The organism is Streptomyces sp. NBC_00009, assembly GCF_045040855.1.
Classification (GTDB): domain Bacteria; phylum Actinomycetota; class Actinomycetes; order Streptomycetales; family Streptomycetaceae; genus Streptomyces; species Streptomyces aureus.
The window spans coordinates 2450750-2473425 of sequence record NZ_CP108312.1; the positions used below are offsets into that span (position 1 = coordinate 2450750).

Here is a 22676-nt window from a genome sequence, read left to right on the forward strand (position 1 = left end):
CCGTAGCCACCGGCATTTCCCACACCTACCGTGTGCGGGTGCACCCAAGCGACTCCGCCCCGCCGTTCAACGCTCCGGCCGCCCGACGCCTCCGTGAGGCCCTCGGGATGGCGCCCGGGCATGTCGCTTACGGCATGCGCGCCTCGTACGGCCAGCATCACGTCACGCCCGACACGGTCATCGCCTGGGAGCGTGGGCTCACCTCGCCGACATCGGCGGAGCTCACCGCGCTCGCGGGTGCCCTGTGGTGCTCGCCGGGTGACCTCATAGGCGCGGCGCGGACGCTGCGCGAGCACCGGATGGCCCGCGGCATGGCGCCGGAGGACGTGGCGCGCACGGTGGGGGTGGAGATCCATTCGTATCTGCGGATGGAGGAGACCGGCGAGTGGCGCGGCAACGAGCGCCAGTCGGCCGCCCTCGCCGAGGTGCTCGGTCTGACGCCGCCCGACTTCGCGACCGTCACGGGCCGCGACGAGCAGCTGGCGGACTTGCTGCGCAGCGCGGTGACCACGCGCTGGCAGGCGTACACGCGCCCGATCACCAAGCTCGTCCCTGTGCACAAGGGGCAACTGGAGGAAGCGCTCCGGGAGATGCAGCTCGAGTACCAGGCACTGATGGCCGCGACGCTCAGCTGGGGCGGCGGTCCGGGGCGCGAGTCGGGCGAGGCCGGACGGGAGTTCCTCGACGGGATCCTCGACGAGTTCTGGTCGAGGATGCACACGTCGTAGGCGGTAGCCGGACCGTGGAGCTCTAGAAGACCGATTCCGCCTCGTCCATGCGGTCCTTCGGCACCGTCTTCAGTTCGGCGACGGCCTCGGCGAGCGGGACCATCTCGATCTCCGTGCCGCGCAGCGCCGTCATGCGGCCGGAGACGCCCCGGTGCGCGGCCTCGACGGCGTGCCAGCCGAAGCGCGTGGCGAGGACCCGGTCGTACGCGGTCGGGGTGCCGCCGCGCTGGACATGGCCGAGAATGACCGGCTTCGCCTCCTTGCCGAGGCGGCGCTCCAGCTCGAACGCGAGGGCCGTGCCGATGCCCTGGAAGCGCTCGTGGCCGAAGCGGTCGATCGCGCCGGTCTGGTAGTCCATCGTGCCCTCGGCGGGGTGCGCGCCCTCGGCCACGCAGATGACGGCGAACTTCTTGCCGCGCGCGAAGCGTTCCTCGACCATCTTGACCAGGTCGGCCGGGTCGAAGGGGCGCTCGGGCAGGCAGATGCCGTGCGCGCCGCCCGCCATGCCGGACTCCAGGGCGATCCAGCCCGCGTGCCGGCCCATCACCTCGACGACCATGACGCGCTGGTGGGACTCGGCGGTGGTCTTCAGCCGGTCCATGGCCTCCGTGGCGACGCCGACGGCGGTGTCGAAACCGAAGGTGCGGTCCGTGGCGGAGATGTCGTTGTCGATGGTCTTCGGGACGCCGACGACGGGCAGGCCCGCGTCGGCGAGCATCCGGGCCGCGGTCAGCGTGCCCTCGCCGCCGATGGGGATGAGGACGTCGAAGCCGATCTCGGTGGCGAGTTCCTTGGCGTTCTCGCAGGCGGCGCGGAAGCGGTCGCGCTCGAGCCGGGAGGAGCCGAGGATGGTGCCCCCGCGGGCGAGGATGCCGCTCACGGCGTTCAGGTCGAGGGTGCGGTAGCGCCCGTCGAGCAGTCCCGCGTATCCGTCCTCGAAGCCGATCACCTCGTCGCCGTGGTGTGTGACGGCGCGGTGCACGACCGACCGGATCACTGCGTTCAGGCCAGGACAGTCGCCGCCGGCGGTGAGAACTCCGATACGCATCGTGCGTGTCTCCTGCTCGCTGTTGAGACTTGTGAGCCACTCCGATTCTTTCACGGCCGCGGGGGCGATGCGGGTCACCGCCCGGCGCGGGGGCCCGTGCGGCGCGTGTTCCGGAGGGCTTTCGGCCCCCGGACCAGGGCCTTTGTCCGGCGGGCGACCTAGCCACCCCCGGAGGTATTGTCAAGAGGGCACGGCTACGACTTTCATCAGAGGCCGGTTCAGCGGCCGAATCACTGCGGCAGAGGCCCCTTCTCTGCGGCCCGTCCAGCGAAAGGGAGAGCACGCGTGACGCGCAGCGTGTACGTGACCGGGATCGACCGGGGTGACGGCCGGCAGGTCGTGGAGCTGGGAGTCATGGAGCTCCTGACCCGGCAGGTCGACCGGGTGGGCGTCTTCCGCCCGCTCGTCCACGACGGTCCCGACCGGCTCTTCGATCTGCTGCGGGCGCGCTACCGCCTCTCCCAGGACCCGGCGACGGTCTACGGCCTCGACTACCACGAGGCGGCGGCCGTGCAGGCCGCACAGGGCACCGACGAACTGGTCTCGCGCCTCGTGGACCGCTTCCACCAGGTCGCCCGCGACTACGAGGTCGTCCTCGTCCTCGGCACGGACTTCGCCGACACACAGCTCCCCGACGAGCTGGCCGTCAACGCCCGCCTCGCCAACGAGTTCGGAGCGTCCGTCATCCCCGTGGTGGGCGGCCGCAAGCAGACCCCGGAGTCCGTGCACGCCGAGACCCGCAACGCGTACCGCGCGTACGAGGTCCTCGGCTGCGACGTGCTCGCGATGGTCGTGAACCGCGTGGCGGCGCTGGACCGCGAGGAGATACGCGAGAGCCTGGCGGCCCATCTCCCGGTCCCCACCTACGTACTGCCGGACGAGCCCGCCCTGTCCGCGCCCACGGTCTCCCAGATCGCGCAGGCACTCGGCGGCGAGGTGCTGCTCGGCGACGACGCGGGCCTCGCGCGCGACGCGCTGGACTTCGTGTTCGGCGGCGCGATGCTGCCGGCGTTCATCAAGGCGCTGACGCCGGGCTGTCTGGTCGTGACGCCCGGGGACCGCGCGGACCTCGTGGTGGGGTCGCTCGCCGCGCACAGCGCCGGCACCCCGCCGATAGCGGGCGTCCTGCTGACCCTCGACGAGCGGCCCGGCGAGGAGATCCTGACGCTCTCCGACCGCCTCGCACCCGGCACGCCGGTGGTGGCGGTGAAGGGCGGTTCCTTCCCCACGGCGGGTGAACTGTTCTCCATGGAAGGCAAGTTGAACGCAGCGACGCCCCGCAAGGCGGAGACGGCGCTCGGCCTCTTCGAGCGGTACGTCGACACGACCGGCCTGCTGGAGCGCGTCTCGGCGCCGAGCAGCGACCGCGTCACGCCGATGATGTTCGAGCACAAGCTCCTGGAGCGGGCCCGCGCCGACAAGCGCCGCGTCGTGCTGCCCGAGGGCACCGAGGAGCGCGTCCTGCGCGCGGCCGACGTCTTGCTCCGCCGCGGGGTGTGCGACCTGACGCTGCTCGGCCCGGTGGAGCAGATCCGCAAGAAGGCCGCCGACCTGGGCGTCGACCTGGTGGACTCGCAGATCGTCGACCCGGCCACGTCCGAGCTGCGGGACCGGTTCGCCGCCGAGTACGCGCAGCTGCGCGCCCACAAGGGCGTCACGACCGAGCTGGCGTACGACGTGGTGGCGGACGTGAACTACTTCGGGACGCTGATGGTGCAGGACGGTCTCGCGGACGGCATGGTGTCGGGTTCCGTGCACTCGACGGCCGCGACGATCCGCCCCGCCTTCGAGATCATCAAGACAAAGCCGGACGCCGCCATCGTGTCGTCCGTCTTCTTCATGTGCCTCGCCGACAAGGTCCTCGTGTACGGGGACTGCGCGGTGAACCCGGACCCGGACGCGCAGCAGCTCGCCGACATCGCCGTCCAGGCGGCCGCCACCGCCGAGCAGTTCGGCGTGGACCCGCGGATCGCGATGCTGTCGTACTCGACGGGCACGTCGGGCTCGGGCGCGGACGTCGACAAGGTGCGCAAGGCCACGGAGCTGGTGCGCGAGCGACGCTCCGACCTGAAGATCGAGGGCCCCATCCAGTACGACGCGGCGGTCGAGCCGTCGGTGGCGGCGACCAAGCTGCCCGGCTCGGAGGTCGCGGGCCAGGCCAGCGTGCTGATCTTCCCCGACCTGAACACCGGCAACAACACGTACAAGGCCGTGCAGCGTTCGGCAGGCGCCATCGCCGTCGGTCCGGTCCTGCAGGGTCTGCGCAAGCCGGTCAACGACCTGTCGCGCGGCGCGCTCGTGCAGGACATCGTCAACACGGTCGCCATCACGGCGATCCAGGCCCAGACGCCGGCCTCCTGACCCCTACGAAGAGGTAAGCACCTGTGACCGCCACGCCCAGCCGAGTTCTCGTCCTCAACTCCGGCTCCTCGTCGCTGAAGTACCAGCTGCTCGACATGGAGAGCGGCGCCCGGCTCGCCGTGGGCCTTGTCGAGCGCATCGGCGAGGAGACGTCCCGCCTCAAGCACACGCCGCTGACCGGGGACGGCGGCGAGGCGCGCGAGGTGAACGGCCCGATCGCCGACCACGACACGGCCCTGAAGGCGGTCGCCGGGGAGCTGGCCCGCGACGGGATGGGCCTGGACTCCCCCGAGCTCGCCGCGATCGGCCACCGGGTGGTGCACGGCGGCATGTTCTTCACCGAGCCGACCGTCATCGACGACGCGGTGCTCGCGGAGATCGAGCGGCTGATCCCGGTCGCGCCGCTGCACAACCCGGCCAACCTCACGGGCATCCGCACCGCGATGGCGCTGCGCCCGGACCTCCCGCAGGTCGCCGTCTTCGACACGGCGTTCCACACGACGATGCCGGAGTCGGCGGCGCGCTACGCGATCGACGTGAAGACCGCCGACGAGCACCGGATCCGCCGCTACGGCTTCCACGGCACGTCGCACGCGTACGTGTCCCGCAAGGCGGCCGAGCTCCTCGGCAAGGACCCCGAGGAGGTCAACGTCATCGTGCTGCACCTGGGCAACGGCGCCTCGGCGTCGGCGGTGCGCGGCGGCCGGTGCGTGGACACGTCCATGGGCCTGACGCCCCTGGAGGGCCTGGTGATGGGGACGCGTTCGGGCGATGTGGACCCGGCCGTCATCTTCCATTTGATGCGGGTGGGCAACATGTCCGCCGACGAGATCGACGTACTGCTCAACCAGAAGAGCGGTCTTGTCGGTCTCTGCGGCGACAACGACATGCGGGAGATCCGCCGTCGTATCGACGAGGGCGACGAGGAGGCGCGGCTCGCCTTCGACATCTACATCCACCGTCTGAAGAAGTACATCGGCGCCTACTACGCGGTGCTCGGCCGGGTGGATGCCGTGGTGTTCACGGCGGGGGTCGGCGAGAACGCGGCGCCGGTGCGCGAAGCTGCCGTCGCGGGCCTGGAGGAGCTGGGCCTCGCGGTCGACGGCGAGCTCAATTCCGTACGTTCGGACGAACCGCGGCTGATCTCGCCGGAGTACGCGCGGGTGGCGGTCGCCGTCGTCCCGACCGACGAGGAACTGGAGATCGCGCGGCAGACCTACGCCCTCGTGCACGACTCCGCGGCCCGCAACGACTGAGCGCACCACCGCCCATTTGTAGATTCCACCAGACGGAATATTCCGTAGCGAAACAAACCGATAGGATCGCCCCCATGCGCCGTTCCAAAATCGTCTGCACGCTGGGCCCCGCCGTCGACTCCGAAGAGCAGCTCGTTGCGCTGATCGAAGCCGGCATGAATGTGGCCCGCTTCAACTTCAGCCATGGCACGCACGCCGAGCACCAGGGGCGGTACGACCGTGTCCGGGCCGCCGCGGAGAGCACCGGCCGCGCCGTCGGCGTCCTCGCGGACCTCCAGGGCCCCAAGATCCGTCTCGAGACCTTCGCCGAAGGCCCCGTCGAGCTGGTGCGCGGTGACGAGTTCACCATCACCACCGACGATGTGCCGGGCGACAAGTCGATCTGCGGCACGACCTACAAGGGTCTGCCCGGCGATGTCTCCAAGGGCGACCAGATCCTCATCAACGACGGCAACGTCGAGCTGCGCGTCGTCGAGGTCGACGGGCCGCGCGTGAAGTCGATCGTCGTCGAGGGCGGTGTCATCTCCGACCACAAGGGCATCAACCTGCCCGGCGCGGCCGTGAACGTGCCCGCGCTGTCCGAGAAGGACGTCGACGACCTGCGCTTCGCCCTGCGGATGGGCTGCGACATGGTCGCCCTGTCCTTCGTGCGCAACGCCGACGACGTCCAGGACGTCCACAAGGTGATGGACGAGGAGGGCCGCCGGGTCCCCGTCATCGCCAAGGTGGAGAAGCCGCAGGCGGTCGACAACATGGAGGGCGTCGTCGCGGCGTTCGACGCCGTGATGGTGGCCCGCGGTGACCTCGCCGTCGAGTACCCGCTCGAGAAGGTCCCGATGGTGCAGAAGCGCCTCGTGGAGATGTGCCGCCGCAACGCCAAGCCGGTGATCGTCGCGACCCAGATGATGGAGTCGATGATCACCAACTCCCGCCCCACGCGCGCCGAGGCGTCCGACGTCGCCAACGCGATCCTGGACGGCGCGGACGCGGTCATGCTGTCCGCCGAGTCCTCCGTGGGCGCCTATCCGATCGAGACCGTGAAGACGATGTCGAAGATCGTCGTCGCGGCCGAGGGGGAGCTCCTGTCCAAGGGCCTCCAGCCGCTCGTGCCCGGCAAGAAGCCGCGCACGCAGGGCGGTTCGGTCGCCCGCGCGGCCTGCGAGATCGCCGACTTCCTGGGCGCCAAGGGCCTCGTGGCCTTCACCCAGTCCGGCGACACGGCCCGCCGCCTGTCCCGCTACCGCGCGGCCCAGCCGATCCTGGCCTTCACCACGGACGAGGGCACCCGCAACCAGCTGACGCTGAGCTGGGGCGTCGAGTCGCACATCGTGCCGTACGTCGACAACACCGACGCGATGGTCGACCTGGTCGACGCCGAGATGGTGAAGCTGAACCGCTTCAACGACGGCGACACCGTGATCATCACGGCCGGTTCGCCCCCCGGCGTCCCCGGCACCACCAACATGGTCCGGGTGCACCACCTGGGCGGCGGAGAGCGCGACTGACGCCTCCCCCCGAACCGCGCCGAGGGCGCCCCCTGTTGAAGGGGGCGCCCTCGGCGTTTGTGCGGCTCCCGGACGGGTCCGTGGCTGCGCGCGGCAGCGGGGTCAGCCGGTGAGGTACTGGTGGAGACCCGGCACGTGCAGGGTGCCACCGAACTGACCGGCCTGCTTGACCTTCACGTTCGTGAAGTAGATCAGCGGGATGTTCAGCGGCGGCGGGTGCTCCGCGTCGAACGTGATCGGGATCAGCCCCAGGAGGTTGCCCGAGATCGACTCCGTGTACATGGTGGTCTTCCCGTCACGGATGGTGGACGTGGTGCCCTTGCCGGCCTGGACGTGGTACGTCTTGCCGTTCGGGCCCTCGACCATCTGGTGCAGGTCACCGATGTCGGTGCCGTTCGAGATGACGTACTTCAGGACCTTCTTGACCGTGCCGTTGGGCGTGCGCACGTTCACGATGCCCTGGTAGTCCGCGCCCTTGAGGGTCAGCGAACTGGCCTCCAGGCGCCACGAGTCGTTCGGGACCTGAGCAGGGGTCTGCTCGTTGTCCCCCTCGGCATCCGTCGCGGCCGGGCAGTTGTCCGGCACACCGGTCTCGCTCGCCGACGGCGTCGGGACCACCTTCGTGGCCTTGCCCGCGGTGTCGTCGACGGCCTTTCCGGCCTTGTCCACCGTGTCCTTGACCGCGTCCCCGGCCTTGTCCGCCGTGTCCTCGACGGGCTTGGTGACCTTGTCGACGGTGTCCTTGACGGTGCCGCCCACATCCGTGGACTTGGACGCCGAGGCCGACGGGGTCGGGGTCGCCGACTCCTTCTGATCCGGCGTCAGCAGGTCCTTGAGCGCGTCGCCGACACCCAGCGGGTCGAGCGGGTTCTTGGTCTCGGAGGGCGTCGGGGTCGGCGTGGCCGTCTTGGTGCCGGCCGTGCTGTCGTCCGAGGGCGCGTCCGTGGACTTGGACGCGGAGGGCGACGGGGTGGGCTCGGCCTTGTCGCCCGAGTCCGCCTTGTCGTCCGACGTGTCCTTGCTCGCGGACGCCGAGGGCGACGGGGTGGGCGAGGCGGACTCGTCCCCCTTGTCGTCGGCCGCGTCCTTGCCGTCCTTGGACGCCTCGATCGCGTCGGCGCACGCCTTGTAGTCGTCCGCCGAGAACTTGGTGGGGTTGTCCTTGGCCTGCGCGAGCGTGGGGGTCAGCCCCATGCCCATGAGTACGGCCGTGGGCATCGCCGCGATCGCTATGGCCTTGCCCGCGGGCATGTGCAGCCTGTTGAACAGATGCTTTCTGGGGGCTGCATGCCGCGGCCCGGTTCTCTCACGGAACTCTGCCGCAGAGTTCTCGTGGCGCACCTCGTCAGCCGGCACGGTGCCTCCCGTTCGTCCCGTCGTTACCGTTCGGGCTCGTTCCTGACAGATCGTCCGACGCGCCACTGCCGGCCCCCGCGACCGCAGGCTCCCCGTTCGGGGCGTCCGCGGCCTTCCCGCCGCCCGCCTCCTGCTTCGCGGCCCGTGAAGGCCCCCAGGAGATGCCGAGAGCGCCGCCGAGCAGCGCCAGCAGGAAGCCGATGACAAAGCCACCGAAGTTGGAGACCACCAAGGAGACGAGGGCGAGCAGGATCGCCGCGACGCCCGCGAAGACGCGGGACATCGGCTGGAACCAGAGCGTCAGGCCGAGCACCACAAGCAGGACGCCGATGATCAGCGAACCGGCGCCGGCGGTCGTCGACATCCGGATGGTCATCGAGCCGAGCGTGAGGTTCGCGTACGGGAAGTACATGATCGGAATGCCGCCCAGCAGCGTCAGCAGACCACCCCAGAATGGGCGCTGACCGCGCCACCCTCGGAACGATCGGCGCGTCCGGCCGAGCCTGTCGCCCAGCCCTGCTTGCGCTTCGGCGCTCATGTCGTACAGCTCCTCGGGAATGGCGTTGTTCTGTGGTGATGGTGCGTGTCGGATACGGGCACGGGGACGTCACGGAGCTTCCCGTTCGCCCCCGCGCCCGGCCGTTCAGCGCTGTGAGTGAGCTAGACCCTGGGGCCTAGTAGCACTCGTGTGCGCCCTTCTGCACCTGCATGTGCAGGCCGGAGAGCTTGAAGGTGCCGGCCGTGGTCGCCCACGCGCGCTGCTTGACATCTTCGAAGTGCACCGAGTCGGCCTGCTGCGAGAACGAGTCCGGGACGTACTTGTCGCCCTTGGACGGACCCGGGCCCTTGGTGGTCGAGTCGATACCGACGCCGATGTCGATGTTCTTGAACGTGGCGTTGGTCGACAGGTCGTCGGCGTCGATGTACAGCTTCTTCGCCTCGACGCGGGGGCCGCCCGCACCGCCCGCGCTGAGCTTCATCGACACGTCACCGAAGACCGGCACCGGCACGACGACCGACTGGCACAGGTTGGTGATCTTCGCCTCGTTGAGGCCGACGACGGCAACCGGGTGCGCACCCGACTTACCGCTGTCGAGCGCCCCGTACTGGACGAATCCCGTACCGTCGAGCGAGTCGGCCGTCACCTTGAACGACTGACCCGAAACACTGAACGATGCCGCAAGCGCACCCTGCGAGAGGGCGACGCCTATCACGGCTGTCGCCGCGACGCTCGGCACCATGACTACGGCGAACCGCTTCCATCTGGTTCCGCCACGAGCCACGGACTCCATGACTTTCCTCCTTCTCGGACGTACATCTCCGGCCCTGACTGCACCCGTTGGGGCGCTCAGCCGGGCAGGGATGGGAGAAGTGCTACGTCCTCGGGAAGGAGAGCGCCCGTTTCTGGGGCGCGCAATGCACCCGAATCACCGGCGATCACCCCCGAGCGACAACCACTGGTCGCACCTGACAGTCACGCGCAACCTGCTGGACAGGCCCTGCCGGGAAGCAGAGACCCCCCTGCCCAAGGCCGGCGGCACTGCTACCGGCCTGCTCGATGGGGACCCTGAAACCCCGCGACCCGATTGGCTGTCGGACTGCGGGATCAGGACCGAGCGTCGCCGATCGTGGTGCATTCTCGGCTGGCGCACAAGGGGGTTCGTTACTGGCTAGTAACGGACGGATAACCGAACAACGACCGGATGGTGTCACCCGACAACGCAGGGTGGTGTCAAGCGAGTTGCCAAAACAGAGGAAGAAGGGGCGTAACCGGACAGAAGATGGTCTCTGACTTACTCCAAGTAACAGCGGCCGCCTTTGCCAAGTTTTGGTAAAGCACGACCGCTGTGTACCCGCGGGAACAGAACTTTCACCTGGGCACCACATCGCCCGGCGTTTAGGAACTGGTCAGAAACGGCTCAGAAGAGAACTCGGGCCAGAGCCGCACGGCCCGTAGTCACACGCGGATCGTCGGAGCCGACGACCTCGAAGAGTTCGAGCAGCCGCACGCGCGCGGCGTCCCGGTCCTCGCCCGCCGTGACCTTCACCGTGTCGACAAGTCGGCCGAACGCGTCCGCGACATGGCCTCCGACCAGGTCGAGGTCGGCCGCGGCGATCTGTGCCGCCACGTCGGAGGGCCGGTCCGCGGCGTCCTGACGGACCTTCTGCGGATCGAGACCCTGCACGCGCAGGAGCAACTCGGCCTGCCCCAGGCCGAGCTTGGCCTCGGTGTTGCCGGGGTCGTCGTTCAGCACGTTCTCGTACGCCTGGACGGCGCCGGGGAGGTCGCCGGCGTCAAGAGCCTGCACGGCCGCTTCGAGCAGAGCGTCGTGCGGACCGGCCGGAGCCTCCACGACCGGTGCAGATCCCTCCGCATCGGGGTCGACCGTGATGCCGGTCAGGCCGAAGCGTTCCTCGGCGACCTGGATCAACTGGTCGAGTGTCCCGCGGATCTGCTCGGCCGGCGCGGCCCCCTGGAAGAGCGGCAGGGCCTGTCCGGCCACCACCGCGAAGACCGCCGGGATCCCCTGGACCCCGAACTGCTGCATCAGCATCTGGTTGGCGTCGACGTCGATCTTGGCGAGCACGAACCGGCCGTTGTACTCGGCCGCGAGGGCTTCGAGCAGCGGGCTCAGCTGCTTGCACGGCTCGCACCACTCCGCCCAGAAGTCGATGACGACGGGCACCTCGGCCGAGCGCTGGAGGACATCGCGCTCGAAACCGGCCTCGTCGACGTCGATGACGAGGCTCGACGGGGAGACGGCCCCGCCGCCGCCCTGCCGCGCGGACTCGGCACGCGCCTGCTCCGCCTTCGCCTTGGCCTCCTGGGCCGCCTTCACCGCGGCGAGGTCGACGACTCCGCTCATGGACATGTTCCGTGGCTGCATGAGTACATCCTCCCCCTTCCGCGGCGCATTGTGGGCCGGGACCGCCCGTTGCGGCCTCCCGCCGGACTGCGGGCGCCGTCAGGTGATCGGTCGCGGACTTGGTCTGCGGCCCCAAGAGGGGCCGTTCTGCGGCCCGAAGGGGTCTGTTCGGCGCCGGGTCCCCACCCGGTGCCTCGTGGTTGTCGCAAGGCTCGCTGAGCTTTCGCTACGAGTCGTAGCGTAACTCTCGTGCGGGCCGCGTGGGGAGGGGGTCCCGGTGATCTTCGCTGTGGTCTGCCTCACGGCGCTATCCCTACCGGCCGGTATCGTCAGTTTCATGCAGAGCCGCATCCCCTCGTGCCTCCCGAGAACGGGCCGCCCCCGAAGCGCCACCGCCGACGCGGCGATCCTGGAGGCGACCCGTGCGGCCCTGGTCGAGCTCGGCTGGTCCAAGCTCACGATGGGCGACGTGGCGACCCGCGCCGGTGTCGCCAAGACGACGCTCTACCGGCGCTGGGCGAGCAAGAACGAGCTCGTCGTGGACGCGGTCGCGGTCCTCTTCGACGAGCTCGAACTCCCGGACAACGGCAGCCTCGCCGCCGACATCGGGGGTGTGGTCCTCCAGTTCGCGGCGCTCCTGAACCGCCCGGAGACCAAGACGGCGCTGATGGCGGTGGTCGCCGAGTCGACGCGCGACGAACCGCTGCGCGAGCGCATCCGCACCTCGATCGTGGACCGGCAGAAGCGCCTGGTCCTGGAGGGCCGCGCCCGCGCCCACGCACGCGGCGAACTCCCCCTCGAACCCGACCCGGCCGCCGCCGCCCGCACCGCCGACCTCATCTTCGACGTGGTCGCGGGAGCCGTGGTGCACCGCACGCTGGTGAGCGCGGAGCCGGTGGACGAGGAGTGGGTCGACCGCTTCACCACGCTGCTCCTGGGCGGACTCGCCTCCGTACAGGCCTAGCGCCCAGGTTCCGTCACTTCTTCCAGGCGCAACTTCCCAGCGTGGCACGCTTCCTGGCGACCAGTCGGGCCGCCTCGTCCGCCGGCAGGACGCGGGTGCGCGAGCCCCGGCACACGACCGTGCGGCCCCCGTGTCCGGCGAGGTCCACGAGGATCTGGTCCCAGTGGCGGTACTGCACGTCGTGCGCGGAGTCGGCGTAGGTGCGGACCGTGACGCGGTCCGCGGAGAACTGCTGCCGCCAGGTCGCGAGGGTGGCCGGCGGGACCGTGGTGTCCTTGTCGCCGCCGTACAGATAGACGGGGGCCGTCAGCTTCGACAGGCCGGGGCCCGGCCGCTCGCAGTACAGCCTCTGCTCGTGGACCTGCGGCGCCGGATCGGCCTGCTGGCCACGCTGGTTGTAGGTGCGGGCACCGTCCTCGTACGCCATGTCCGCGAAGCCCGGGATGGACTTGACGGGGCTGTCGTCGGGGAACGCCCACCACTTGCGCGGGTCGGTGATGGAGTCCTTCAGGGCCGCGGCGAGCGCGTCGTCGGACATCGCGCAGTACGCGGGCTTCTCGCCGTACGGGGGCAGGGCGGCGGCCAGGTGCAGGGCGGAGACGCGGCCGGGCGCGCGGGCGGCGAGTTCGGCGGCGTAGGGACCGCCTCCGGAGATCGCGACGATCCTGAACTTCTCGGCGCCGAGGCGGTCCAGCACGTCGAGGGCGTCCCGCGCGAAGTCGGCCTTGCCGAGGGCGGGATCGTACGCGGTGTCGCCGAAACCATTGCGCTCGACGGAGATCAGCCGCAGGCCCAGGTCCGCGCGCGTGGTGCGGAAGAAGTCGGTCACGTGGACGGCCCGCGCGCTGGTCCCGGTGCCGCCTATGTAGAGGACCGGAACGCCGTCGCGCGGGCCCGAGTCGGTGTAGTGGGCCATACGTCCGGAGGGCAGCTTCGCGGCGCGTACGTCGGGGCCTGGGGGTACCCCCAGGCCCTCAAGGCGCTGGGGGAGGGTCGAAGGTGTTCTGCACATTCGGCTCGGCCGGCGGGCTCGCGCTCACTGCCCCGGATCCACCGAGGACCATCCCGCCGAGCAGGGCGAGGGCGGCGCAACCGACGGTGGTGGTGCGGTTGAGTCCGGACAGGCGCACGGGAGCTCCAGGGGCAGGCGACGATTGACGTGCCCGCGCCTACCCCGGCCCGCGCCGGGTGACACCTGTCGCTGTGTCCCCCGGCGCGAACTCCCGTCAGAATCCGGCGGGTTCGGTGTACACGCCCCACTCGTCGCGCAGCACCCCGCAGATCTCGCCCAGGGTGGCCTCGGCGCGTACGGCATCGAGCATGGGCGGGATCATGTTGCCGCCGCTCCGCGCGGCCTTCAGCATCTCGTCGAGGGCGGAGCGCACGCGGGCGTCGTCCCTGGCCGCCTTGCGCACGCCGAGCTCGCGCACCTGCTCGCGCTCGACCTCGTGGCTGACCCGCAGGATCTCCAGGTCGCCGGTGACGGACCCGTGGTGCGCGTTGACGCCGACGACCCGCTTGTCGCCCTTCTCCAGCGCCTTCTGGTACTGGAACGCGGACTCGGCGATCTCGCCGGTGAACCAGCCGTCCTCGATGCCGCGCAGGATGCCCGAGGTCATCGGCCCGATCGGGTGCTGCCCGTCCGGGTGGGCGCGCAGGCCGCGCTCCTTGATCTGCTCGAAGATCTTCTCGGCGTCGGCCTCGATCCGGTCCGTGAGCTGCTCCACGAACCACGAACCGCCCAGCGGGTCCGCGACGTTGGCGACGCCGGTCTCCTCCATGAGGACCTGCTGCGTGCGCAGCGCGATCTCGGCGGCCTGCTCGGAGGGGAGCGCCAGGGTCTCGTCGAGGGCGTTCGTGTGCAGCGAGTTGGTGCCGCCGAGGATGGCGGAGAGGGCCTCGACGGCGGTGCGGACGACGTTGTTGTACGGCTGCTGCGCGGTCAGGGAGACCCCGGCGGTCTGCGTGTGGAAGCGCAGCCACTGCGCCTTGTCGGTCTTCGCCCCGTACACGTCCCGCATCCAGCGGGCCCAGATGCGGCGGGCGGCGCGGAACTTGGCGATCTCCTCGAAGAAGTCGAGGTGGGCGTCGAAGAAGAAGGAGAGGCCGGGCGCGAAGACGTCCACGTCGAGCCCGCGCGACAGGCCGAGCTCCACATAGCCGAAGCCGTCGGCGAGCGTGTACGCCAGCTCCTGCGCGGCCGTCGAGCCGGCCTCGCGGATGTGGTACCCGGAGACCGAGAGCGGCTTGTACGCGGGGATGCCCGCCGCGCAGTGCTCCATGAGGTCGCCGATCAGGCGCAGATGCGGCTCGGGCTGGAAGAGCCACTCCTTCTGCGCGATGTACTCCTTGAAGATGTCGGTCTGGAGCGTGCCGTTGAGGACGGCCGGGTCGACGCCCTGGCGCTCGGCGGCCACGAGGTACATGCAGAAGACGGGCACGGCGGGGCCCGAGATCGTCATGGACGTCGTGACGTCCCCGAGCGGGATGTCCTTGAACAGGACCTCCATGTCGGCGGCGGAGTCGATGGCGACGCCGCAGTGCCCGACCTCGCCGAGCGAGCGCGCGTCGTCGGAGTCGCGGCCCATGAGCGTCGGCATGTCGAACGCGACACTCAGCCCTCCCCCGCCGGCGGCGAGGATCATCTTGTACCGCTCGTTGGTCTGCTCGGCGTTCCCGAACCCGGCGAACTGCCGGATCGTCCACGTACGGCCCCGGTACCCGGTCGGGTACAGGCCGCGCGTGAACGGGTACTCGCCGGGCCATCCGATCCGCTCGAAGCCCTCATAGGTGTCCCCGGGACGTGGCCCGTAGGCCGGTTCGACCGGGTCCCCCGAGAGCGTCGAGAAGTCGGCGCCCCGCTTGCGGGCGGAGTCGTACCGGGCCTGCCAGCGACGGCGGCCCTCTTCGATGGCGTCAGCGTCCATGCTTCCCATGCCTTCAAATTTACTAGGACGTCCTAGTAAATGTCGATGGCAAACCGCCCGCACATCGTGCGGGCGGTGCGGTGGAGCTGTCCGTCAGGCCTTTGCGACGGCGGGGCCGTCTTCGGCGACCTTGGAGTCCAGCTCGCGGGAGATCTTCCGCTCCACGAAGAACGCGGCGGTCGGGATCGTGCCGGCGATCAGCACCCACAGCTGCTTGCCGACCGGCCACTTCGCCTTGGAGCCCAGGTCGAAGGCGAAGACCAGGTAAATCACGTACAGCCAGCCGTGCGCGATGGCGACGACGCGCGTGGCATCCGCCGCGCCGTCGATGCCGAGCACGTACTTGGCGATCATGCCGAGGCACAGCAGGACCAGCAGGACGCCCGTGACATAGGCCATCACCCGGTACCGGGTCAGCACGCTTCGTTTCATGGATACGAGCGTAACGGCCCGTTTTGCGCGATCTTCGCGCGGGTCAGGCCTCGTCGAAGTCGTGGGCGGCGACCCGCAGCGGCCGCAGCATCGCGAAGATCTCGCCGCACTCCTCGGCGTCGTACACCCCGAGCCCGAAGTCCATCGCCATCAGGTCGCGGGTGGCGGCGTCGCAGACCTCGCGGCCCTTGGCGGTGATGGAGGCGAGCGTGCCGCGCCCGTCGTTCGGGTTGGGCCGCTTGTCGACGAGTCCGGAGCGCACCAGACGGTCGACCGTGTTCGTGACCGAGGTCGGGTGCACCATGAGCCGCTCGCCGATCTTCGACATCGGCAGCTCGCCGGCCTTGGAGAAGGTGAGCAGCACCAGCGCCTCGTAGCGCGCGAAGGTCAGTCCGTACGGCTTCACGACCGCGTCGACCTCGGCGAGGAGGATCTGGTGCGCGCGCATGATCGAGGTGATCGCGCCCATGGACGGCACGGATCCCCAGCGCTGCTTCCAGAGTTCGTCTGCACGGGCGATGGGATCGAAGGCAAGGCTGAGCGGCTTCGGCACGCCCAAGACCTTACCGGCCGGTCATATGCTGGTCAGCCCCGTCTCGCCCTTCGGTCCAGACCCCACGCGAAAGCCCCGGCCCGCCCGGGCCGGGGCTTCACACGCAAGACAGTTTCTGAGGGTGCCTCACTCGGCGGCGAGGTGCCGCTCGACCGTCGCGACCTTCGACGTCATGCCGTCCGTCACGCCGGGGCGGATGTCCGCCTTGAGGACGAGGGACACACGGGGCGCCCGCGCCTCGACGGCGGCGACGGCGCGCTTCACGACGTCCATCACTTCATCCCACTCACCTTCGATGGAGGTGAACATCGCGTCGGTGCGGTTCGGGAGCCCGGACTCGCGCACGACCCGGACGGCGTCGGCCACGTACTCGCCGACGTCCTCGCCGACGCCGAGCGGGGAGACCGAGAAGGCGACGATCATGCGTTCACGACCTTCTCCTGGCGGGCGCGGGACGCGATGACCGCGGCCTCCGCCTCACGCTTCAGCTTGCGCTCGGCGAAGAAGCCGCCGGTCGGCAGGACGGAGAGGACGAAGTAGAGGGCGCCGGTCTTGACGCCCCACTTCGTACGGTTCCACGCGTCGAGCCAGAAGAGCACGTAGAGGATGAACAGGACGCCGTGCACCATGCCCATGACCGGGACGGCGTCGAACTCCGTGGTCCGCTTCAGCACCGAGCAGACGAGGAGCAACAGGAAGGAGACGGCCTCAGGAGCGGAGACCAGGCGGAGTCGGCGGAGTGCGGAGGCGGTCTTGATGTCCACGGGGCACCTTCGGCAGAAGCGGTGAGGGGGGCGGGCGTTCGATCTTGTGAACGTAAGCACAAGCGCTGCCCATTGTGGCATCGGGGATGTCCCGGGGTTCGCTCAGGGTTCGTTCAGGGCCGGGACCCCTGTCCCGGGGGCATCTCGCCCATTACCGTCACATCGTGGCTACGTTCCGGCTTCAAGGCAGCAGAGTGCTCGCCGTCGACATGACGGGCGACAGCGTCAAGGCGAAGAACGGCTCGATGGTCGCGTACGACGGCCGGATGGCGTTCAAGAAGATGACGGGCGGCGGCGAGGGCATCCGCGGCATGGTGACCCGCCGCCTCACCGGCGAGGAGATGACGGTGATGGAGGTGAAGGGGCAGGGCACGTGCTGGTTCGCGGACCGGGCGAGCGAGATCAGCGTCGTGAACCTGCGGGGCGACAAGCTCTTCGTCGAGTCGAGCAATCTGCTCTGCACGGACGCGGGCCTGCGCACCGGCACGTCCTTTACCGGCGTGCGCGGCGCCTCCCAGGGCAACGGCCTGTTCACGACGACCGTCGAGGGCCACGGCCAGGCGGCGATCATGAGCGAGGGCCCCGCCGTCGCGCTCCGCGTCAGCCGGGACCACCCCCTGACCGTCGACCCGGGCGCGTACATCGCACATCAGGGGAATGTGCGGCAGTCCTTCCAGTCGGGCGTCACGTTCCGCACGTTCATGGGCGAGGGCGGCGGCGAGGCCTTCCAGATCCGCTTCGAGGGCGACGGCGTGGTCTACGTACAGCCCAGTGAGCGCAACACGATCGCGGGAGACGTGTGAGATGCCCTTCCGTGAGATCAACTCGAAGATGGTCGAGGCGACGGTCGTCCCCGGGCAGCGGATCTACAGCCAGCGCGGCGCGATGCTCGCCTACAAAGGGGACGTGACCTTCACGCCCAGCATCCAGGGCGGCCAGGGCGGCGTGATGTCCATGATCGGGCGCCGCGTGGCGAACGAGGCGACGCCGCTGATGACCGTGGACGGCAGTGGCACCGTCCTCTTCGGGCACGGCGGCCATCACGTCCAGGTGATAGCCCTCTCCGGAGACACCCTCTATGTGGAGGCGGACCGGCTGCTCGCCTTCGACGGGAGCCTTCAGCAGGGCACGATGTTCATGGGCTCGCAGGGCGGCGTCATGGGGATGGTGCGCGGCCAGGTCACCGGCCAGGGCCTGTTCACCACGACCCTCAAGGGACACGGCGCGGTCGCCGTCATGGCGCACGGCGGCGTCATCGAGCTGCCGATCACGCCGGGCCGCGCCGTCCATGTCGACCCGCAGGCGTACGTCGCGCACCACGGCGACGTGAGGAACAAGCTGTCGACGGCCCTCGGCTGGCGCGACATGGTGGGGCGCGGCTCCGGCGAGGCGTTCCAGCTGGAGCTCAGCGGCAGCGGCGCGGTGTACGTCCAGGCCTCGGAGGAGAAGCTGTGAGCACCCCGGTGATCTTCGACCCGGCCACCCTGCCGGCCGACGACAACGTGAACGCGTACACGTTCTGCGTGGAGCTCAAGGGCAGCAACTGGTTCCTGCAGAAGGGCAAGATGATCGCCTACTACGGGCGCATCGACTTCAACGGGATCGGGCACGGCCGCCTCGACCGCCTCGTACGGACGTCCTTCCACTCGCCGCTGCACGCGAGCGACTGGGTCGTGGCGGAGGGCTCGGGCAAGATGCTGCTCGCCGACCGGGCCTTCGACGTGAACTCGTACGACCTGGAGAACGGGAACCTGACCATCCGCTCGGGTAACCTGCTCGCTTTTCAGCCAACTCTCGCGCTGAAGCAGTCGATCGTTCCCGGCTTCCTGACACTCATTGGCACGGGCAAATTCGTGGCGGCCTCGAACGGCCCGGTCGTCTTCATGGAGCCGCCGATCCGCGTAGATCCACAGGCGCTGGTCGGCTGGGCTGACTGCCCGTCACCTTGCCACCACTACGACCACTCCTATCTGACGGGCGTGATCGGCGGTCTACGTGCGATGACGGGCATCGGAGGCGTCTCCGGGGAGGAGCACCAGTTCGAGTTCGTGGGCGCCGGGACGGTATTGCTGCAGTCCACGGAGACGTTGATGGCTGAACAGGCGACGGGCGCCATGCCGCAGCAGGCGGGGGTGCCGGGTGGCCAGGGGGTGCCCGGACAGCAGCCGGGGGTACCGCGTCTTCCCGGACAGCTCGGCGACCTCCAACGTCGCTTCGGACTGTGAGCGGTAATCTGCGGAGTGTGACGTCGAACGCGTGACCCCTTTGTGCCACGAGGGGTGGGAGGCGTCACACCCGCCACACCCCCCACTTTCGTTCGCATTTCAACTTCTTAGGTAGAATCAATACATGGAGACCGAGACGGCCACACGCTGGCTGACCGACGAGGAACAGTGCGCCTGGCGCACGCACGTAGAGGTCAACAGGATGCTGACGTATCAGCTCGAGAAGGACCTCCAGCCGTTCGGCCTGACGATGAACGACTACGACATCCTCGTGCATCTCTCCGAGACGGACGACCGCCGGATGCGCATGAGCGATCTCGCGACCGCCACCCTGCAGTCCAAGAGCCGGCTCTCCCATCAGATCACCCGCATGGAGAACGCCGGCCTCGTCCGCCGCGAGAACTGCGAGTCCGACCGCCGCGGCCTCTACACCGTCCTGACCGAGGACGGCATGGAGACCATGAAAAAGGTCGCCCCACACCACGTGGCGTCCGTACGGCGGCACTTCGTCGACCTGATCTCCCCGGAGGAGCTCGACGCCCTCCACAAGGCCCTGACCCCGATCGCCGAACACCTGCGTTCGCAGCGCGGCAAACCGTGACCATTGCGAACGGGGAACGCCGACCTTCCCCGTCCGCCGGCCTCAGGCCCCCGGTGCCACCGGCAGCCTGAGTTCGAAGAGCGCTCCGCCCGCGGGCGACGAGCGGACCGTCAGGGCGCCGCCGTGCCGCACGGCGACGTCCCTGGCGATGGCGAGTCCCAGACCCGCCCCGCCGTCGTCCCGGGCCCGCGCGTCGTCCAGGCGCACGAACCTCTCGAAGATCCGCTCCCGCTCCGCCTCCGGCACGGCCCGCGCCGTCGTCCGCGACCTCGACGACCGCCCACGGCCCCTCGGCCCGCACGGCGATGTCCACGCGGGACCGGGCGTGACGCTGCGCGTTGTCCAGCAGATTCCCGACCACCCGCGCCAACTGGCTGCGCGAGCCCGCCACTTCGACGGGTTCGAGGTGCGTCCGGACCGCGACCCGGCCCGCCGGGCGCTGCGACAGCTCCTCGCCGGCCAGCGTGGCCAGATCGACCCGCGCCTCCCCCGGCCGCTCCCCCGCGTCGAGCCGAGCGAGCAGCAGAAGCCCCGAGGCGAGCTCCTGGAGCCGCACCGTGTCGGCCACCGCCCCGTCCACGTCGAGCAGTTCGGGGTGGGCGGCGCCCACTTCGAGCTGGGTGCGCAGCGACGCGATGGGGCTGCGCAGCTCGTGCGAGGCGTCGGCGACGAACCGGCGCTGGCGCTCCACGGACGTCTCCAGCGCGGCGAGCGTCTCGTTCGTGGTCCGCGCGAGGCGCGCCACCTCGTCGTGCGTGGCCGGCTCCGGCACCCGACGCGCCAGGTCCTGCGACGCCGTGATCGCGGACATCTCGCTCCGGATGCCCTCGACGGGGCGCAGCGCCCTGCGGGTCACCAGCCAGGTGACCGCGCCGACGACGCCGAGCAGCACCGGGAAGCCGATCAGCATGACGGTCAGCGCGGTGCCGACGGCGCTCTGCTCGGCGGCTAGTGCTGCGCCCGCGTACACAGTGAGGTCGCCCTGCCGGGTGTTCTTCACCTCCAGTGCGGCGAACCGGTAGTCCCGGGTCTCCCCGTCGACGGTGGCCGAGCCCTTGCCGCCCTCGGCGTCGTCGGCGATCTCCCCGTACGCGTACGAGTCGTCGTCCCCGCCCTTGCCCCCATGACGGTCGGAGCCGCCGTCGTCGTCTCCTCCGTCGTCATCGCCACCGTCGTCGTCGACCGGCGGGGTCACCGGCTTGACGGCGGACGAGCCGGTCCCGCTGATCCGCTCCAGGTCCTCACTGGCGGCCAGGAGCCGGCCGTCACCGTCCACGACCTGCACCGGGGTGTCATCCCCGTCCGGGAGTTCGAGGGCGGCGGGCGCGGTGCCCGTCGCGATCGACACGGCGACCTTGCGGGCGGAGGACTCCGCCTCGCTCGACGCCTGGTCGGTGAGGTTGGACCGCAGCGCGAGCAGTACGGACGCGCCGGCGGCGAGGAGCGCCACGGCGACGACGAGGGTCGCGCCGAGCGTGGCTCTGGCCCGTACGGAACCGAACAGCCGCCGCCTCATCGCGGCGCCTCCAGGCGGTAGCCCGCGCCGCGCACGGTCCTGATCAGCTCCGCGCCCAGCTTCTTGCGCAGGGTGCTGACGTACACCTCGACGATGTTCGGGTCGCCGTCGTACGCGAAGTCCCAGACGTGCTCCAGGATCTCCGCCTTCGAGACGACCTCGCCGGTCCGCACCACCAGCTGCTCGAGGACCGCGAACTCCTTTGCGGTGAGCGGCACTTCGGTCTCGCCGTGCAGGACGCGGCGCGCCCCGGTGTCGACCCGCAGCGGGCCGAGCGTGCGGACGGACGAGCCTCCGCCGGTGCCGCGCCGCCGCAGGAGCGCCTTCACGCGTGCGACGAGGACGACGTACGAGAACGGCTTGGTGAGGTAGTCGTCGGCGCCCGTGTCGAGCCCCTCCGCCTCGTCGTACTCGCCGTCCTTGGCGGTGAGCATGAGGATCGGCACGTCGTGGCCTGCGGCGCGCAGGGCGGCGCAGACGCGGTAGCCGTTCATGCCCGGCAGCATGATGTCGAGGACGACCAAGTCGTACGCGCCCTCGCCCGCCCGGTGGAGCCCTTCGAGGCCGTCGTGGACGACGTCGACGGCGAACCCCTCCGCGGTCAGGCCCCGGGCGAGGGACAGGGCTAGACGCTTTTCGTCTTCCACGATCAAGAATCGAGGGGGGCGGCGCGAAGCGTCTCGGGCAGGGTGGTGGTGGGAGGCGGGTGGGCGCATACGGGCAAGGGTCGCAAAGCGAAGCTGAAGAAGTCTTCAGGGTCCTTCAGCGGGGCTTCAGCATCGGTCGGCCACTGTGGTCCTCGTCGAAGCGCACCGGATGTCCGGTGGGCCGGGAATCGTCTCGGGGAGGACCCTCATGAAGCGCAACATCGTGATCGCCACCATCGCCGCCGTGGCCCTGATCGGCGGCGGCACCGCGACCGCCGTCGCGGTCTCGGGCGACGACGACACCACGTCGGCGGGCACGTCGACCGCGTCGCGGGGCACGGGGCACGACGACGACCGCGCGGAGCACGTCACCGAACTGAAGACCGCGAAGGTGACGGCCTCGGACGCCATCGCCGCCGCCCTCAAGTCGGTGCCCGGCACGGCGGTCTCCGCCGAGCTCGACGACGAGAACGACCATGTGGTCTGGGAGGTCGAGGTCCTGAACGGCACGACGTGGCACGACGTCCTCGTCGACCCCGCCACGGGCAAGGTCACCGGCTCGCACGCCTCGCGCCACGACGACACGGCCCGCGTCACCGCCGTCCTGAAGGGCGCGACGACGACGGCGCAGGACGCGGCACGGGCCGCCGCCGTGAAGGGGACGGTCACCGAGATCGACCTCGACGACGACGGCACGGCCCACGCCTGGGAGGCCGAGACCATGGCGGCGAACGGCACCGACGCCGACTGGCGCGTCGACCTCCGGACCGGCGCGGTGACCCCGGACCGCTCGACCCACGACGACGGCGACGACGACGCCACACGCGCCACGCACGACGCCGGTGACGACCACGGCGACCACGGCCGCGGTCACGACGCCGGTGACGACCACGGCCACCACGGCGACGACGACTGACATCGGCGCC

The 22676-nt window shown here is 70.0% G+C and carries 22 protein-coding genes and 1 pseudogene; 10 read left to right on the forward strand and 13 right to left on the reverse strand.

Annotated features, from left to right (window positions below):
* The first annotated feature begins 38 nt into the window (after positions 1–38).
* Entirely contained in the window at positions 39–728 is a 690-nt protein-coding gene (locus OHA58_RS10755; protein WP_405478515.1) for a helix-turn-helix domain-containing protein, read from the forward strand.
* A gap of 22 nt (positions 729–750) precedes the next feature.
* Here OHA58_RS10755 and OHA58_RS10760 read toward each other — a convergent pair whose 3' ends face one another.
* Complete coding sequence (locus OHA58_RS10760; RefSeq protein ID WP_100595810.1) at positions 751–1776, reverse strand: ATP-dependent 6-phosphofructokinase; 1026 nt, start codon at positions 1774–1776, stop codon at positions 751–753.
* A gap of 285 nt (positions 1777–2061) precedes the next feature.
* On the opposite strand from OHA58_RS10760, the gene pta reads away from it, so the two are divergent.
* The 3 genes from pta (at position 2062) to pyk (ending at position 6898) form a co-directional block, all read left to right on the forward strand.
* On the forward strand, positions 2062–4137 hold the full coding sequence (pta, locus tag OHA58_RS10765) for a phosphate acetyltransferase (RefSeq protein ID WP_405478516.1): 2076 nt from the start codon (positions 2062–2064) through the stop codon (positions 4135–4137).
* A gap of 23 nt (positions 4138–4160) precedes the next feature.
* Positions 4161–5393 carry an acetate kinase gene (locus OHA58_RS10770; protein ID WP_405478517.1) on the forward strand — a complete coding sequence of 411 codons (1233 nt, stop codon included), beginning with the start codon at positions 4161–4163 and terminating at the stop codon, positions 5391–5393.
* Between the two features lie 74 nt (positions 5394–5467).
* Positions 5468–6898 (forward strand): pyruvate kinase, encoded by a 1431-nt coding sequence (gene pyk, locus OHA58_RS10775; RefSeq protein ID WP_327578499.1) that lies wholly within the window; start codon positions 5468–5470, stop codon positions 6896–6898.
* A 102-nt stretch (positions 6899–7000) separates the two neighbouring features.
* Here the strand turns inward: pyk and OHA58_RS10780 are convergent, their stop codons facing one another.
* The 4 genes from OHA58_RS10780 to OHA58_RS10795 all read right to left on the reverse strand — a co-directional run bounded on the left by OHA58_RS10780 (position 7001) and on the right by OHA58_RS10795 (position 11142).
* Positions 7001–8254 carry a hypothetical protein gene (locus OHA58_RS10780; protein WP_405478518.1) on the reverse strand — a complete coding sequence of 418 codons (1254 nt, stop codon included), beginning with the start codon at positions 8252–8254 and terminating at the stop codon, positions 7001–7003.
* A complete protein-coding gene (locus OHA58_RS10785; RefSeq protein WP_405478519.1) occupies positions 8244–8792 on the reverse strand; it encodes a DUF6114 domain-containing protein in 549 nt (182 codons plus the stop codon). The genes OHA58_RS10780 and OHA58_RS10785 overlap by 11 nt, the downstream gene beginning before the upstream one ends.
* Before the next feature lie 136 nt (positions 8793–8928).
* Positions 8929–9546: a DUF6230 family protein gene (locus OHA58_RS10790; RefSeq protein WP_100595816.1), complete on the reverse strand. Its 618-nt coding sequence runs from the start codon at positions 9544–9546 to the stop codon at positions 8929–8931.
* Between the two features lie 627 nt (positions 9547–10173).
* Positions 10174–11142 carry a tetratricopeptide repeat protein gene (locus OHA58_RS10795; protein WP_405478520.1) on the reverse strand — a complete coding sequence of 323 codons (969 nt, stop codon included), beginning with the start codon at positions 11140–11142 and terminating at the stop codon, positions 10174–10176.
* Between the two features lie 316 nt (positions 11143–11458).
* On the opposite strand from OHA58_RS10795, the gene OHA58_RS10800 reads away from it, so the two are divergent.
* Complete coding sequence (locus OHA58_RS10800; protein WP_405478521.1) at positions 11459–12085, forward strand: TetR/AcrR family transcriptional regulator; 627 nt, start codon at positions 11459–11461, stop codon at positions 12083–12085.
* A 13-nt stretch (positions 12086–12098) separates the two neighbouring features.
* On the opposite strand, the gene OHA58_RS10805 is transcribed toward OHA58_RS10800, so the two are convergent.
* The 6 genes from OHA58_RS10805 to OHA58_RS10830 all read right to left on the reverse strand — a co-directional run bounded on the left by OHA58_RS10805 (position 12099) and on the right by OHA58_RS10830 (position 16761).
* Entirely contained in the window at positions 12099–13001 is a 903-nt protein-coding gene (locus tag OHA58_RS10805; protein ID WP_405478522.1) for an alpha/beta fold hydrolase, read from the reverse strand.
* A 310-nt stretch (positions 13002–13311) separates the two neighbouring features.
* Positions 13312–15012, reverse strand: a complete 1701-nt coding sequence (locus OHA58_RS10810; protein WP_405484895.1) for a methylmalonyl-CoA mutase — start codon at positions 15010–15012, stop codon at positions 13312–13314.
* Positions 15013–15105: 93 nt separating this feature from the next.
* Positions 15106–15444 (reverse strand): DUF3817 domain-containing protein, encoded by a 339-nt coding sequence (locus tag OHA58_RS10815; RefSeq protein ID WP_405478523.1) that lies wholly within the window; start codon positions 15442–15444, stop codon positions 15106–15108.
* A gap of 43 nt (positions 15445–15487) precedes the next feature.
* The gene (locus OHA58_RS10820) at positions 15488–15997 is read right to left on the reverse strand and encodes a MarR family winged helix-turn-helix transcriptional regulator (RefSeq protein ID WP_116509794.1); all 510 of its coding nucleotides are present in this window, start codon (positions 15995–15997) and stop codon (positions 15488–15490) included.
* 126 nt (positions 15998–16123) lie between these two features.
* A complete protein-coding gene (locus OHA58_RS10825) occupies positions 16124–16420 on the reverse strand; it encodes an MTH1187 family thiamine-binding protein (protein WP_116509796.1) in 297 nt (98 codons plus the stop codon).
* Positions 16417–16761, reverse strand: coding sequence for a DUF3817 domain-containing protein (locus tag OHA58_RS10830; protein WP_266559977.1), 345 nt, complete (start codon positions 16759–16761; stop codon positions 16417–16419). The genes OHA58_RS10825 and OHA58_RS10830 overlap by 4 nt, the downstream gene beginning before the upstream one ends.
* A gap of 164 nt (positions 16762–16925) precedes the next feature.
* Here OHA58_RS10830 and OHA58_RS10835 point away from each other — a divergent pair, with 164 nt between their 5' ends.
* From OHA58_RS10835 to OHA58_RS10850, 4 genes are all read left to right on the forward strand, one after another.
* Complete coding sequence (locus OHA58_RS10835; RefSeq protein WP_405478524.1) at positions 16926–17564, forward strand: AIM24 family protein; 639 nt, start codon at positions 16926–16928, stop codon at positions 17562–17564.
* Between the two features lies 1 nt (position 17565).
* Complete coding sequence (locus tag OHA58_RS10840; RefSeq protein ID WP_405478525.1) at positions 17566–18216, forward strand: AIM24 family protein; 651 nt, start codon at positions 17566–17568, stop codon at positions 18214–18216.
* Complete coding sequence (locus tag OHA58_RS10845; protein ID WP_405478526.1) at positions 18213–18986, forward strand: AIM24 family protein; 774 nt, start codon at positions 18213–18215, stop codon at positions 18984–18986. The genes OHA58_RS10840 and OHA58_RS10845 overlap by 4 nt, the downstream gene beginning before the upstream one ends.
* A 124-nt stretch (positions 18987–19110) precedes the next feature.
* Entirely contained in the window at positions 19111–19587 is a 477-nt protein-coding gene (locus OHA58_RS10850; RefSeq protein ID WP_405478527.1) for a MarR family winged helix-turn-helix transcriptional regulator, read from the forward strand.
* Between the two features lie 42 nt (positions 19588–19629).
* Here the strand turns inward: OHA58_RS10850 and OHA58_RS10855 are convergent.
* Together OHA58_RS10855 and OHA58_RS10860 are read right to left on the reverse strand one after the other, a co-directional pair.
* Positions 19630–21103 (reverse strand): annotated as a pseudogene (locus OHA58_RS10855) (ATP-binding protein).
* Positions 21100–21819: a response regulator transcription factor gene (locus OHA58_RS10860; protein WP_405478528.1), complete on the reverse strand. Its 720-nt coding sequence runs from the start codon at positions 21817–21819 to the stop codon at positions 21100–21102. The pseudogene OHA58_RS10855 and the gene OHA58_RS10860 overlap by 4 nt, the downstream one beginning before the upstream one ends.
* Positions 21820–21958: 139 nt before the next feature.
* Between OHA58_RS10860 and OHA58_RS10865 the strand changes: the two genes are divergently transcribed.
* Complete coding sequence (locus tag OHA58_RS10865) at positions 21959–22666, forward strand: PepSY domain-containing protein (protein WP_405478529.1); 708 nt, start codon at positions 21959–21961, stop codon at positions 22664–22666.
* Positions 22667–22676 lie beyond the last annotated feature (10 nt).

Coding starts and splice junctions, on each gene's coding strand:
- OHA58_RS10760 (WP_100595810.1), bottom strand. CDS start 1,776: ATGCGTATCGGAGTTCTCACCGCCGGCGGCGACTGTCCTGGCCTGAAC.
- pyk (WP_327578499.1), top strand. CDS start 5,468: ATGCGCCGTTCCAAAATCGTCTGCACGCTGGGCCCCGCCGTCGACTCC.
- OHA58_RS10785 (WP_405478519.1), bottom strand. CDS start 8,792: ATGAGCGCCGAAGCGCAAGCAGGGCTGGGCGACAGGCTCGGCCGGACG.
- OHA58_RS10790 (WP_100595816.1), bottom strand. CDS start 9,546: ATGGAGTCCGTGGCTCGTGGCGGAACCAGATGGAAGCGGTTCGCCGTA.
- OHA58_RS10795 (WP_405478520.1), bottom strand. CDS start 11,142: ATGCAGCCACGGAACATGTCCATGAGCGGAGTCGTCGACCTCGCCGCG.
- OHA58_RS10800 (WP_405478521.1), top strand. CDS start 11,459: ATGCAGAGCCGCATCCCCTCGTGCCTCCCGAGAACGGGCCGCCCCCGA.
- OHA58_RS10805 (WP_405478522.1), bottom strand. CDS start 13,001: ATGGCCCACTACACCGACTCGGGCCCGCGCGACGGCGTTCCGGTCCTC.
- OHA58_RS10810 (WP_405484895.1), bottom strand. CDS start 15,012: ATGGACGCTGACGCCATCGAAGAGGGCCGCCGTCGCTGGCAGGCCCGG.
- OHA58_RS10815 (WP_405478523.1), bottom strand. CDS start 15,444: ATGAAACGAAGCGTGCTGACCCGGTACCGGGTGATGGCCTATGTCACG.
- OHA58_RS10825 (WP_116509796.1), bottom strand. CDS start 16,420: ATGATCGTCGCCTTCTCGGTCTCCCCGCTCGGCGTCGGCGAGGACGTC.
- OHA58_RS10840 (WP_405478525.1), top strand. CDS start 17,566: ATGCCCTTCCGTGAGATCAACTCGAAGATGGTCGAGGCGACGGTCGTC.
- OHA58_RS10850 (WP_405478527.1), top strand. CDS start 19,111: ATGGAGACCGAGACGGCCACACGCTGGCTGACCGACGAGGAACAGTGC.
- OHA58_RS10860 (WP_405478528.1), bottom strand. CDS start 21,819: ATGCGCCCACCCGCCTCCCACCACCACCCTGCCCGAGACGCTTCGCGC.
- OHA58_RS10865 (WP_405478529.1), top strand. CDS start 21,959: ATGAAGCGCAACATCGTGATCGCCACCATCGCCGCCGTGGCCCTGATC.